Source organism: Streptomyces sp. IBSNAI002, assembly GCF_052244475.1.
In the GTDB taxonomy this organism is placed as follows: domain Bacteria; phylum Actinomycetota; class Actinomycetes; order Streptomycetales; family Streptomycetaceae; genus Streptomyces.
In genome coordinates, this window is sequence record NZ_JBQPXG010000002.1 from 1,193,309 (window position 1) to 1,205,960 (window position 12,652).

Genomic DNA, 12,652 nt, shown 5'->3' on the forward strand with positions numbered 1-12,652 from the left:
CAAGGGGAGGTATTCCATGGCCCGTTACGCTGCGCCCGGTACCGAGGGGGCGCTCATGTCGTACGCACCCCGCTACGGCCACTTCATCGGCGGCGAGTACGCCGAGCCCGTGCGGGGCGGGTACTTCGCGAATCCGTCCCCCGTCACCGGGGAGGCCTTCACGGAGGTGGCGCGCGGTACGGCGGAGGACGTGGAACGGGCCCTGGACGCGGCGCACGCGGCGGCGCCCGCCTGGGGGCGGACCTCCGTCACGGAGCGGTCCACGATCCTGCTGCGCATCGCGGACCGGATGGAGCAGAAGCTGGAGGCCCTCGCGGTCGCGGAGAGCTGGGAGAACGGCAAGCCCGTCCGCGAGACGCTCGCCGCCGACATCCCCCTGGCGATCGACCAGTTCCGCTACTTCGCGGGGGCGCTGCGTGCGCAGGAGGGGGCCCTGAGCCAGCTCGACGACGACACGGTGGCCTACCACTTCCACGAACCGCTGGGCGTGGTCGCCCAGATCATCCCGTGGAACTTCCCGATCCTGATGGCCGTGTGGAAGCTGGCCCCGGCACTGGCCGCGGGGAACACGGTGGTGCTCAAGCCCGCCGAGCAGACCCCGGCGTCGGTGCACTACTGGCTGGGCCTGGTCGCGGACCTGCTGCCGCCGGGCGTGGTGAACATCGTCAACGGCTTCGGCGAGGAGGCGGGCAAGCCGCTCGCCTCCAGCCCGCGCGTCGCGAAGGTCGCCTTCACCGGCGAGACCTCGACCGGCAGGCTGATCATGCAGTACGCGGCCGAGCACCTGAAGCCGGTCACCCTGGAGCTCGGCGGCAAGAGCCCGAATCTCTTCTTCGACGACATCTGGACGACCGACGACGACCTGCGCGACAAGGCCCTGGAGGGGTTCACCATGTTCGCCCTCAACCAGGGCGAGGTGTGCACCAGTCCGTCGCGCGCCCTGATCGAGCGGGGCCGGTACGGGGACTTCCTGGACGCGGCGGTGGCGCGCACGGAACTGATCGTGCCGGGGCATCCGCTGGACACGGACACGATGATCGGTGCGCAGGCCTCCGAGGAGCAGCTGAAGAAGGTCCTGTCGTACGTGGAGATCGGCCGGCAGGAGGGCGCGAAGATCCTCACGGGCGGCGAACGCGTGGACCACGGCGGCGACCTGGCGGGCGGCTTCTACGTCCAGCCGACGATCTTCGAGGGCGACAACCGGATGCGGATCTTCCAGGAGGAGATCTTCGGCCCGGTGGTGTCGGTGACCTCGTTCCACGACTTCGACGACGCGGTGCGGATCGCGAACGACACGTCCTACGGACTGGGCGCGGGCGTCTGGACCCGCGACATCAACACCGCCTACCGCGCGGGCCGCGCGATCCAGGCGGGCCGCGTGTGGACGAACTGCTACCACGCCTACCCGGCCCACGCCGCGTTCGGAGGAGTGAAGCAGTCGGGCATCGGCCGAGAGACCCACAAAATGATGCTGGACCACTACCAGTCGACCAAGAACCTGCTGGTCAGCTACTCGCCGAAGAAGCTCGGCTTCTTCTAGATACACAAGAAGAGGCGCCCGACCTGGACTTCCGTCCGTCAGGCACCGCCTCGCACCGGTTCAAGAATCGCCACGCACTCCACGTGGTGGGTCACAAGAAGCAGGTACATCCAAAGCAGGAAGCCGTCGGCAGCCGTGTCGTCGCCCGGAGCCCCGACGAGCTCCGGGCAACGACAGAGCGGGGACCCGCCCCCGCGCCCAAGGTGGACGACGGCCACCCCTGGTGCAGGCCGATGACGGCGGGCAGAGCCGCCACAAGCGACGCTTGACGGGGTTCGCCGAACCCACCCTCAACCGAAGGGGGTTCAGCGCGCCTTCACCCGCCGTGTTCCGTGGCGGTGATCCTCGTGAGGGGGTCGGTGACACGGGCGCAGCGGGTCCAGCGCACGGCTTCGGCTTCGGTGGGGGTGGCGAGTTCCTCGGGGTGGTCGGCCGGTCGTACGCCGAGCAGGCCGTACTCCTCGCAGTAGTCGTCGTTGTAGACGGTGGACAGGTAGCGGTGGGGGCTGTCGGGGAAGACCGCGGCGATACGGGTGCCGATGGGGTGGGTGCGGGCGGCCCAGCCGGCGACGAGCGCGACGGCACCGACGCTCCAGCCCCCGGACGGGTGGTGGGAGCGGGCCAGTTCGCGGCAGGTCCACACGGCTTCGGCGGGGGCGACCCAGTGGACTTCGGCGAACTGGTCGTAGGCGACGTTGCGGGGCAGGATGCTGCTGCCCAGGCCCCGCATCATGCGGGTCCGGGCGGGCTGTCCGAAGATCGTGGAGCCGGTGGAGTCCACGCCGATCATCTTCAGGCGGGGGGTGAGAGCCCGCAGGACCCGGCTGATGCCGGCCGAATGTCCGCCGGTGCCGACGCTGCACACCAGGACGTCGACGTTGCCGAGCTGTTGGAAGAGTTCGCCGGCGAGGCCGGCGTATCCGGCGGCGTTGTCGGGGTTGTTGTACTGGTCGGGGCACCAGGCGCCGGGGTCCTGGGCGAGGAGTTCGGCGACGCGCAGGCGGCGGGCTTCCTGCCATCCGCCGGTGGGGTGGGGGGCGCTGACCATGTCGACGGTGGCGCCGTGGGCGCTGAGCAGGCGGTGCATGTCGACTTCGATGCCGGGGTCGGTGACGACGGTGACTGGGTGCCCGTGGACCTTTCCGGCGAGGGCGAGTCCGAGGCCGAGGGTGCCGCTGGTGGACTCGATGATCCGGGCGCCGGGGCGCAGGTTTCCGCGGGCACGGGCGCGCTTGACCATGTGGAGGGCGGGCCTGTCCTTGATCCCGCCGGGGTTGAATCCTTCGAGTTTCGCCCAGAATCCGCGGTCGGAGGGGGTGAGCGGGTCGGACACCCACAGGACGGGGGTGTTGCCGACGGCTGCGGTCAGGGTGCGGCCCAGGCCGCTTTCGGGCATGACGAAGGGGGTGGTCAGGGACGTGGTCATGGAGATGCTGCTTTCTGGTTCCAGGGGGTGCCGTGGGAGGACTGCTCACTTGAGGCCCGAGGCGTGGAGGGGCCGGGTGAGGGACCGGTGTCCGGTCCGGGCGGCATTCCCCTACTGGATCCAGGTGGCGAGTGGAGGCCGGGCGGCGCTCGGCCCCAGCCGGAAGGGCAAGGGGCCTGCTCTGCGGCGACTGGTGAAGCGGGAGTCCTGTGCCGCGTCGCGGAAGGGAGGGCAGGGCACCTCGCACGCGCCCTTGTGCACCGGTGGCAACGGAGGGCGCGTGCGGGCCTCCTCCTTGGCCGAGGGCGTCACCTGGCGGGTGACGTGCTCGCCCGGCTGATGCTCCGGCATGTGGGAGTCGCCGTCCGCGACAGCCACGGCAGCCGCGAGGGGCGTGGGGACGACCGGATGCGCGTGGCTGGGAGACCCGGCGACGACGCACCACAGCAGCGCGAACAGGACGACCGTCATCACCCGCCAGGTTCCTCGTCCGTGATCGCACATACCGACGAGACTACGTTGAGTGTGCACACATGCGCATGTCGTGACCATTCGGTGCGGCGCCCGCCCGCAGGCCCGGAACACCCACCCACTGCGCGGATTTCCGGGACCCGCACACCCACGACGGCGCCGATGTACGGCATGAGGAGCATGTGCCGAATTCGCCGATTCGGGTGAAACAGGACTCCGAGGGGCGCCAATTCGGGCCGCCCTCGGCCATCCATGGATCACCTGGAGTCGCTCGACTGGGCAGGAGGTGCGGGAATGACCAGCGGCAGCCCCGTCCTGCCCCGACTCTCACGCGCTCTGTGCGTGGCAACCCTCTTGATCCTGGCGACCGTCTCACGTGCCATGGCCGCTACGTCTCCCGACTTCCCCTCGGCCCGCCCGCCTCTGGCGGCCGCCGCCGCCCCGGCCACGACCACGACGAGCCCGACGGCTGTCGAGCGGTCGGAGTGCGCCGGGCACGTCGGCGACCACGCCTGGAACACCTCCGGCCGCCCCTCGCTCCAGCTGCGCTCCGCACCCGCGGAGGCGATCCCGTCGGGGGTCCGCCGGGCACCGGCCTGCTGTCGCCCGCCCGGTCACGGCACCCACCGGGCCGGTGCCGCCCGAACCGAACCCGACTCGCCTCCCGTACTGCGCTGCTGACAGCCCCCGCCCGGACGTGCGGGCGCCGCGAAAGTGCGCCCACATCCGGCCGCCGCCGTCCGCAATCAGCGCCAGCACCAGGAGCAGTCGGCATGACCGCAGACATCTACGCAGCCATGGGCGCCTTCGTTCGGGTCGAGGCAGCCCGCCGAAAGGCCCCGGCACGGAGCGATGAACCGGCGGGATCTTGGGGGATTCCTCCGGCGCAAGCGCAAGCCCCGGCCGAACCAGCTCACACGCTGACCTGACCGCACGCGCATCGCGCCGTGCAGCCGGACGGCATCCCCCCGGCTCCGCTCACTCGTGGCAGTGGCCCGTGCAGTGCGCGGTGTCGGCGACGAGCAGGGCCGGTCCCAGCGCGAAGGCGGCGGGCAGGGCGATCAGGGCTGCTGTCGCGCAGGCGACCGCGGCCCGCCGCAGCCGCCCCGCGGGGGCGGCCTTGCCCGCGATCAGGCGGCGGATGCGTTCGGCCGGGTCGGGCCCGGCCATGGCCAGCGCCCCCGGCCCGACGGGCCCGGGGGCAACGGTGCACATCCGCAGCAGTGCGGTCGCCACCGCACGGCGCCCGTGCTCCCGGGCGGCGTGGTCGTCGGCCGCCATCTCCGACAGTCGGCGCACCTGGTGCGCGTAACCGCGCAGCATCCCGCACCAGCCGAATGCGGCCGTCACCACATCAGCCAGGAGGATCTTCCGGTGGTGCCCCAAGTGCAGGTGCCCGCGCTCGTGTGCGATCGCGGCGGCGAGCTCGTTCCCGGTGAGTGTTCCCAGAGCCCCCCGGCTGACGACGATCCGGCTGCCGTGCCTCCCCCCAGGGATACAAAAGGCGGTGGGCGCGTCGTGTTCGAGCACCCGCACGCCGTCATGGCCGTCGAGGCCGTCGGAGCCGAGGGCGTCGGCGAGGAGTCGCACCCGCGCCTCCTCCCGCCGGGCGGCGACGAGCCTGCGGGCGGCCAGCGCCCCCATCGTGGCGGAGGCCAGCAGCAGGAGGAGCAGAGCCGCGTCCGCGATCCCCTCGACGTGCCAGACCCCGCCGTAGGCGACATGGACCTGTGGCTTGCCGGCGTGGAAGAGCCACACCACGGCGTGTTCCCACAGGTCGTGGGCGATCACCACCAGCGCGACCGCGATCGAGGCGAAGAAGGCCACGGCGCAGCTGTGCCAGGCCCGCAGGGCCGCCCGCGGGTGGCGGGCCGCCCACGGCGTACGGACCAGCAGCCGGTCGCCGAGCACCCCGAGAACGGCCGCGTACATCAGCAAGGCCATAATCACGATCACGGGTCACGCCCCGTCGGCGAAGGCGCTGGCTCCACCGTCACTCAGCGCCTGCCTCAGGGCGTCGGCCTCCGCGGCGGTGAGCCGGCCGGCGAAGCGGGCCAGCGTGCCGACGCGGTCGTCGGACGCGTTCAGCGCCTGCCCCATCAGATCAGCGGTGTACTCCTCGGCGGAGCGGGTGGCGCTGTAGCGGTACGCGCGCCCCTGCTTCTCGCGGGTCAGCCACCCCTTCTCCCGCAGCCGGTCCACGACCGTCATCACCGTCGTGTAGGCCAGCGGGCGCTGCTTGACCAGCTCGTCGACGATCGCCTGCACGGCAATGGGTCCGGGGCTGCTCCACACCACTCTCATGATGTCCGCCTCAAGCTCGCCGAATGCCCGCACGTCGTCTCCCTACAGCTCTTCACCGCGCTCCGCGCACGACCAGTCTGCCGCACGACATCAAATTCTACTCCGTGTAGTAGTTTGTTGGTGTGGACGCCGCCAACCGCGCTTCTGCGCTCTCGAACCCTGCCCTCTTCGACTCCGAGCGGCCTGCCGTCACGCTGCGCGAGACCGCACCCCGGCCGCTCCCGCATCGCCCGCTGCAGCCGTTCTCCGTACGCTTCATGGCCAACGAAGACCTGCCGTTCGTCGTCGGCGAGCACCGCCGCCACTTCCCGGACGGCTTCTTCGCCCGGCTGGGGCCCGCTTTCCTCACCTCCTACACGCGGACGTACCTCACGAGCCCGCATGCAACGGGATTCATCGCCGAGGTCGACGGACGCCCGGCCGGATTCCTTGTGGGGATCGTCGATGGTGCCCCGCACCGCCGCCACCTGTTGCGCGCCCACGGGATCTCCCTTCTCGGCCGCGCTGCGCTCGGCCTCTTGGCACGCCCGAGACTTGCCTGGCAGTTCTCGCGCACCCGCCTCGCCCGCTACTACCGCAAGCTCGTCCCGGGGCGTGCTCCGGTGGGAGCGGCCGGTCCGCGGCCCGCCCACCGCGTGGGTCGCGAGGCGGTGCTGTCACACGTCGCGGTCACCCCCGATGCCCGCTCGCTCGGCATCGGCAACGAACTGATCGAGCGGTTCGCCCAGTTCGCGCTCCTGGCCGACTGCGCCCGCATATCCCTGGTGACGGCGGCCGGGCCGACAGGCGCCGGACCGTATTACGAGCAGCGCGGCTGGCGGCGCCGCGGCGAGACCCGGACACCGGACGGCCTGCCCTTCGTGACCTACGAACGCACCCTGCTTCCCCCGTGGGCGGCGCCCGGCGCCCGCCGAGGGCCCGCCACCTGACCCGCAACCGGCACCCGACCATTCCGTCCGGCACAGCAAGGAACACCCCTGCGCATGAGCGCCCCCGCCCCGCCTCTCCCGCATCTTCACCAAGCTCTTCGACGCCAGTCGGACACCCCACCCGCACCGCCCAGAAGGACACCCACCCCCGCGCCCTGACCCGCCGGGAGCACCCGAAACCTCCGGAGGAGAGGAAAGATGACCCTGCCACCGCACGAGGCGGCACGCGCCGCTCTGGTGGCCGCGCACGGACACGCCGAACGCGCCATCGGGTTGACCTGCCACGGGCCACTCGTATGGGGCTCGCGGGGGCGCACCCTGGGCCGTCAGGCGGGTCCGTACTGGATCAAGGTCACCCGCAGTCCCCGACGGGGCACCGCACGGGCGAGGGAAGAGGGACTGACCGGCGCCGTCTCCCGGGTCCCGCGCGAGGTACCGCGTCCGGTCGTGCACGAGGTCCACCACTGGTCCGAGGGCGAGTACGCCTTCGAGGCCGAACTGCTGGGGCTCGTACCGCAGCCCCCGCTCTCCCTCCAAGGCCCTGCTCTCATGCGGGATCCCGCCCTCCCGCAGCAGTGGTGGGACGGCCTTCATCAGTCGCTCCGCCTCCTGGCCGGAGCCGAGGCGCGCGGGCAGTCGGTGCCGGACGCCTGGTGCGTGCGCGCCTTCACCGAGGTCCTCGGCATCCCGGCGCCGTCCCTCATCGAACGCGTCACCGGCCACGGCGACCTTCACTGGGGCAACCTCACGGGAACACCGCTGACCCTGCTCGGCTGGGACCACTGGGGTCGGGTCCCCGTCGGCTACGATGCCGGGCTGCTGCACGCCGGCAGTCTCCTGGTCCCGGCCGTCGCCGCCCGCGTCCGCGAGGAGTTCGCTGCCGTGCTCGACACCCCTGCCGGGCGGATCGGGGAACTGGCCGCGCTGGCCGTGCTGCTTCGGGCCGTGGCCCATGGGTGGGGCGCCGGACTGTCACCGCGCCTCAGAGCCCGCGCGGAGGAACTGACCGGCATCCGTCCTCCGGTCGCTGCGCCCCGCGCGGACGGTCGCCTGATTCATCCACGACACGGCGGCCGGCTGGAGCGGCGGCAGTAATACAACGGAGCCGGCCGAGAGAATTGCACCCACCCCGGCGGGCCGGAATTCGCGCCTGCCCGAATTCTGAATTCCCCCGCACCGCCCTGCCCCGAATTCAACCATCTTGATCGCCAATGCCGTACCCAGCACGGATCCGGCCTCGGAGCCCGCGATGTCGTACGCGAGGAGGCCGAGGGCGACCGTGGCCAGGCCGGTGCCGACCAGGGCGATGACCTGGGCGGTGAACAGGTGCCGGTAGGTGCCGTTGCGCAGGACGGACAGCATTCGGCTCCTTCCGGGCCGGGGGGAGTGACCAGAAGAAACTACACGTCACGTGCGCAGTTACGCACATATTGGCGGGTGTGCTGCGTCACCGGTACTCCGCGCGGCCGAGGAATTACTCTGTCACCATGCCCGTCAGCAAAGCCCTCCCACTTGCGCAGTCTGCGCACCTGCACGCCCCGGATCAAGCCCGCCTGGCGGAGGGGGCGGCAGTCTTCGCGATGCTCTCCGACCCCACCCGCCTGCACCTTCTGTGGCTGCTCGCGCAGGACGAGTCCGACGTCGGCTCTCTCGCCGAGCGGTGCCACGCCGCCCGCACGGCCGTCAGCCAGCACCTGGCGAAACTCCGGCTGGCGGGGCTGGTGGAGACGCGCCGCGAGGGCCGGCACATCCACTACCGGCTGCGGGACGGACACCTGCGGCGCCTGGTCCTGGAGGCGCTCAGCCACGCCGACCACCGGGTCAGCGGCGAGGCCCCGCACGACTGACCGCCCACTCCCCGCCCCGACTGCGCCTCAGTGGGCGGCGTGGTGGCGCAGAGGCGCGTGGGGGTCGGGCGCGCCTCGGCCGTCGGCGTGCGGGTCGGTGTGGACGGTGGCTGCCATCAGGCGGGGTACGGCACGGATGAGCGCGTGCTCGGCGTCCACAGCGATGGCGTGCGCCCGGGCGACGGTCAGCTGCGAGCCGACGACGATGTCGGTCTCCGCGAGCAGGGCGTGGCCGATCCACCGCATCCGGACCCGGCCCACGTGCTCGACGCCGTCGACGCCGCGCAGGGCGGCCTCGGCCCGTTCGACGAGAGCGGGGTCCACCGAGTCCATCAGCCGCCGGTAGACCTCACGAGCCGCGTCCTTCAGTACCAGGAGGATGGCCGCGTTGATGAGGAGCCCGATGACCGGGTCGGCCGCCCGCCAGCCCAGCGCGGAACCACCGGCACCGAGGAGGACGGCGAGCGCGGAGGAGCCGGCGAGCGCGGAGGAGGCGGCGATGGTGAGGACGATGAAGATTCCGGCGACGCCCGGTCGGCTTGCGCAAGAGATCACGCAGGTGGTGAGATCACCCGGCCCGGGTGGGGACGCCCATAGGCCGTACCGGGTGGTCGACTCGTGCCCGTTGCCAGATTTCGGAGGCCTGCATGGCTGCAACTGAACACGTGGAAGCAGACTCGATATCGGGCAGGTCGTCCGAGGCGCCGACCCGTCGGCACCTCAGGACTCTTGCGGTGACGACGGCCGCAGCGGCGCTGCTCGCGGCCGGTCTGGTGACGGGGCGCGCGACTGCCGGCGGCGCCAGCGCCGACCACACGGCCGTGTCCGGCAGTTCGCCGGAGGCGGGCTTCGCGCGGGACATGTCCATCCACCACGCCCAGGCGGTGGAAATGTCGTTCATCGTCCGCTCCCGCACCGACGATCCCGACATCTCCACCCTGTCGTACGACATCATCACCACGCAGTCGAATCAGCGCGGCATGATGCTCGACGCACTGCAGCGCTGGGACCTGCCGGTCCACTCCGGGGCCGCGCCGATGGCGTGGATGGGGCACGGCGGCCATTTCGAGCAGCGTGACGGTGCCCTGATGCCGGGCATGGCCACCAACACCGAACTCGCCCGGCTGAAAGCGGCACCCGCCGGGGAAGCCGAGGTGCTCTACCTCCGGTTGATGGTCCGCCATCACCAAGCGGGGATGGACATGGCCCAGGGATACGTGGACCGCAGTGTCGATCCCTCCCTCGGCTGGCTGGCGAGAAGCATGGTCGCCGGCCAGCGCGAGGATATCTCCCTCATGAAGTCGATGCTGGTCAAGCGGGGGGCAGGCCCCGACTCCTGACCAGAGGGGCCGCCTCCCCCACCTCCGGACTGCCTGACGGCCGGGACGAGACGTGTACGCCTCCGCGCCCGGGCCTCAGGGCGGGGTGAGGGAGCCGTACGCGATCTTGACGTCGCCGGTTCGGTTGTGGCGCTCCGCCCACTGCGCGAGGGCCGCGCCGCAGGCGTGGTCCAGGTGGCGAAGCCCGGACAGGTCGAGTTCGACGCGATGGTGCGGCGGGAGGCCCTCCAGCGTGTCGAGGATCTTCGGCAGCCGCAGGAAGGTGGCGTTCCCGCTCAGCGTCACACGGATCGGCCCGGGGCCGTCGGCCAAGAGGCGAACCTGGACCACGGAGGTGTCCCAGGCCGCCTTGACCACGGACAGGGCCAGACCGACGAGCACGCCTTCGAACATGCCGACCGTCACGATCGAGACGGCGGTCGTCACCAGAATGAGGGCTTCGGTGCGGTGAGTTCGCCAGAGGCGGGCAAGACCGCGCAGCGGCAGCAGCTTGAAGCCGGCGTGGACGAGCACTCCCGCCAGGGCCGCGACGGGGATGACCGACAGCACCCACGGCAGCAGCGCGGCGAAGAGCAGGAGCCATACGCCGTGCAGGACGCGCGAGGTCTTGGTACGGGCCCCGGCCTGGACGTTGGCGGCACTGCGCACGATGACCGCGGTCATGGGCAGGGCGCCGAGCAGTCCGCACACGGTGTTGCCCGCGCCCTGGGCCAGGAGTTCCTTGTCGTAGTCGGTGCGTGGGCCGTCGTGCATCCGGTCCACCGCCGCGGCGCTGAACAGGCTCTCCGCCGACGCGATGAGGGTCAGCGCCACCAGGGCGCCGATCGCGCCGGGAGCGGCGAGCACCGCGAGGTCGCCGGGAGCCGGCGTGGTGATGGCTCCGGCGAGGCCCGCCACGTCGAGCCGGGCCGCGCGGATCGGGATGACGGCGGCCACGGCGGTGACCGCCGTCACCGCCACCAGAGCGCCGGGCACGACGCGCAGGCGGGCGGGAGCCCGCTGCCAGAGCACCAGAACCGTGATCGTCGCCACCCCGAGCCCGAGGGACGCCGACGGCGGGGCGGTCAACAGGGACGGCAGGGAAGCCAGTTTGGCCAGGCCGCTGGCGGGCTGCGGGACTCCCGCCATGGTGTAGAGCTGGCCCGCGATCACGAGCAGTCCGATGCCGGCCAACATTCCCTCGACCACCGACAGGGAGATCGCGCGGAAGAATCGCCCGCAACGCGCCAGCCCCAGCACCATTTGGAGGAAGCCGGCCGTGAGGACGAGAACGGCCAGGCCCCGAAGCCCGTACGCCTCCACGACCTCGTAGACCAGGACGGTCAGTCCCGCGGCGGGACCGCTGACCTGGAGGCTGCTGCCAGGCAGCAATCCGGTCAGCAGCCCTCCGACGATCCCCGTGATCAGCCCCATCTCGGCCGGAACACCCGAGGCCACCGCGACTCCCGCGCACAGGGGCAGGGCGACGAGGAAGACGACGAGGGACGCGGCGACATCCGCCCTCATGGCGCCTCCCCCGCGCCGGTGCCGGGCCCGCGGCGCGGCCGACGACGGACCGGGCGAAGGGGATTCGGGGACGGATTGGGGCCCGGTCCTCCTACGGGCGCCGCTCACAGCGGCCCGAACGCGCCGCTGCCGGCATCGTGGGTGAGGACCCGGCCGGTGGTGATCTCGTAGAACCAGCCGTGCAGGCGCAGCCGCCCGTCCCTGAGCCGTTCCGCCACACAGGGGTACGACCGCAGATGGTCGAGCTGCGTCCGCAGGTGGGCCTGGGCGGCCAGATCCTGGCGCGCCGACACAGGGCGTCGGCGATAGGCGGCCTGCTGCAGCCATCGGTCGACCAGCGGCATCCCGGCGACCGCGCGGTCGCTGAGCAGTGCCTGGACGGCGCCGCAGTGGCTGTGCCCGCACACGACGACGTCGGGCACCTGCAGGGCGGTGAGTGCGTACTCGAGGGTGGCTCCGACGGCGCAGCTGGCGCCGGGCTGATGGCGCGGGACGATGTTGCCCGCGGTACGCAGCTCGAAGACCTCGCCCGGACGGGCGCCCGTGATGAGCGGGGGCACGAGCCGCGAGTCGGAGCAGGAGATGAACAGGGCCTGCGGACGCTGGCCGCGGGCGAGATGTGTGAAGTCGACGTGCCGCTCGGCCAGTTCCGTGGGAAACGCCCGGGCGCGGTCGATGAATGACTGCATGCTGATCTGCCTCGTCTGTGCGTGCTGACATGACGCGATCAAGGCACAGCGGCAGCAAGGGTAAGGATGCGGACGGGCGCGCCCGCGCGAAGGATCGCCCCGCTGCCGTGCGCCCGGCTGTCAGCAGCGGAACGTCTGCAGATCCGCTTCCGTGACGGGATCAGCACTCGGCGCGGAGCCGTGGTGCGCAGCGGACCGCCCTCGCGGTCCGGGGAGCGTGGCGGGACACCTCGGCAGGAGAGCCCCACTGCGCACGACCGAGCCGGACCAGATCTCCGCCCGGGCGACGGCCGTCGCCACATGGGCGCGGGCACCTCGTACGGCATTGTCGCCCGCCCCGCCCTCGTGATGCTCGGTGTGCGGGGCCGGCTCGGCGACGGACACCACTGGGCCCTCGGCGGCCGCGACGGTGACCAGCGGCTCCGACGAGGTGAGGCCAGGCGAATGGTACGGCAGGACCAGGTGCGCGAAGACGACGAACAGCAGCAGCGTGATCATGCCTCCAGCCCGCTGCCTCATGTCGGCCTCCGACGCCCGTTCGTACCGTGCCGCCGAAGCTACCCAACGTCACCGTGCGACGCCGGTTGGGCGGGCCCTCCG

Annotated in this window: 13 protein-coding genes and 2 pseudogenes; 6 read left to right on the plus strand and 9 right to left on the minus strand. The window is 71.7% G+C overall.

Features of this window, described 5'->3' with window-relative positions; all coding sequences use genetic code 11:
• Positions 1-16 precede the first annotated feature (16 nt).
• Positions 17-1,540: an acetaldehyde dehydrogenase ExaC gene (exaC, locus tag ACTVZO_RS05880; protein WP_443297354.1), complete on the plus strand. Its 1,524-nt coding sequence runs from the start codon at positions 17-19 to the stop codon at positions 1,538-1,540.
• Positions 1,541-1,856: 316 nt separating this feature from the next.
• On the opposite strand, the gene ACTVZO_RS05885 is transcribed toward exaC, so the two are convergent.
• Positions 1,857-2,966 carry a PLP-dependent cysteine synthase family protein gene (locus ACTVZO_RS05885; protein WP_443297355.1) on the minus strand — a complete coding sequence of 370 codons (1,110 nt, stop codon included), beginning with the start codon at positions 2,964-2,966 and terminating at the stop codon, positions 1,857-1,859.
• Positions 2,967-3,077: 111 nt separating this feature from the next.
• Positions 3,078-3,470, minus strand: coding sequence for a hypothetical protein (locus ACTVZO_RS05890; protein ID WP_443297356.1), 393 nt, complete (start codon positions 3,468-3,470; stop codon positions 3,078-3,080).
• Between the two features lie 348 nt (positions 3,471-3,818).
• On the opposite strand from ACTVZO_RS05890, the gene ACTVZO_RS05895 reads away from it, so the two are divergent.
• A complete protein-coding gene (locus ACTVZO_RS05895) occupies positions 3,819-4,118 on the plus strand; it encodes a hypothetical protein (RefSeq protein ID WP_443297357.1) in 300 nt (99 codons plus the stop codon).
• Between the two features lie 297 nt (positions 4,119-4,415).
• On the opposite strand, the gene ACTVZO_RS05900 is transcribed toward ACTVZO_RS05895, so the two are convergent.
• A complete protein-coding gene (locus tag ACTVZO_RS05900) occupies positions 4,416-5,393 on the minus strand; it encodes a M56 family metallopeptidase (RefSeq protein WP_443297358.1) in 978 nt (325 codons plus the stop codon).
• Between the two features lie 3 nt (positions 5,394-5,396).
• Positions 5,397-5,774, minus strand: coding sequence for a BlaI/MecI/CopY family transcriptional regulator (locus tag ACTVZO_RS05905; RefSeq protein WP_443297359.1), 378 nt, complete (start codon positions 5,772-5,774; stop codon positions 5,397-5,399).
• A gap of 89 nt (positions 5,775-5,863) precedes the next feature.
• Between ACTVZO_RS05905 and ACTVZO_RS05910 the strand changes: the two genes are divergently transcribed.
• Entirely contained in the window at positions 5,864-6,670 is an 807-nt protein-coding gene (locus tag ACTVZO_RS05910) for a GNAT family N-acetyltransferase (protein WP_443297360.1), read from the plus strand.
• 198 nt (positions 6,671-6,868) lie between these two features.
• Entirely contained in the window at positions 6,869-7,765 is an 897-nt protein-coding gene (locus ACTVZO_RS05915) for a hypothetical protein (RefSeq protein WP_443297361.1), read from the plus strand.
• A gap of 93 nt (positions 7,766-7,858) precedes the next feature.
• Here the strand turns inward: ACTVZO_RS05915 and ACTVZO_RS05920 are convergent.
• Positions 7,859-8,032 (minus strand): annotated as a pseudogene (locus ACTVZO_RS05920) (MFS transporter); the annotation flags it as partial.
• A 125-nt stretch (positions 8,033-8,157) separates the two neighbouring features.
• Here ACTVZO_RS05920 and ACTVZO_RS05925 point away from each other — a divergent pair.
• Entirely contained in the window at positions 8,158-8,517 is a 360-nt protein-coding gene (locus tag ACTVZO_RS05925; RefSeq protein ID WP_443297362.1) for an ArsR/SmtB family transcription factor, read from the plus strand.
• A gap of 27 nt (positions 8,518-8,544) precedes the next feature.
• Here ACTVZO_RS05925 and ACTVZO_RS05930 read toward each other — a convergent pair.
• Positions 8,545-8,994 (minus strand): annotated as a pseudogene (locus tag ACTVZO_RS05930) (cation diffusion facilitator family transporter); the annotation flags it as partial.
• Between the two features lie 257 nt (positions 8,995-9,251).
• On the opposite strand from ACTVZO_RS05930, the gene ACTVZO_RS05935 reads away from it, so the two are divergent.
• The gene (locus tag ACTVZO_RS05935) at positions 9,252-9,857 is read left to right on the plus strand and encodes a DUF305 domain-containing protein (RefSeq protein ID WP_443297363.1); all 606 of its coding nucleotides are present in this window, start codon (positions 9,252-9,254) and stop codon (positions 9,855-9,857) included.
• 75 nt (positions 9,858-9,932) lie between these two features.
• On the opposite strand, the gene ACTVZO_RS05940 is transcribed toward ACTVZO_RS05935, so the two are convergent.
• The 3 genes from ACTVZO_RS05940 to ACTVZO_RS05950 form a co-directional block, all read right to left on the minus strand.
• Positions 9,933-11,363 carry a SulP family inorganic anion transporter gene (locus ACTVZO_RS05940; RefSeq protein WP_443297364.1) on the minus strand — a complete coding sequence of 477 codons (1,431 nt, stop codon included), beginning with the start codon at positions 11,361-11,363 and terminating at the stop codon, positions 9,933-9,935.
• A 104-nt stretch (positions 11,364-11,467) separates the two neighbouring features.
• Complete coding sequence (locus ACTVZO_RS05945) at positions 11,468-12,052, minus strand: carbonic anhydrase (RefSeq protein ID WP_443297365.1); 585 nt, start codon at positions 12,050-12,052, stop codon at positions 11,468-11,470.
• A 120-nt stretch (positions 12,053-12,172) separates the two neighbouring features.
• On the minus strand, positions 12,173-12,571 hold the full coding sequence (locus ACTVZO_RS05950) for a hypothetical protein (RefSeq protein WP_443297366.1): 399 nt from the start codon (positions 12,569-12,571) through the stop codon (positions 12,173-12,175).
• Positions 12,572-12,652: the final 81 nt, after the last annotated feature.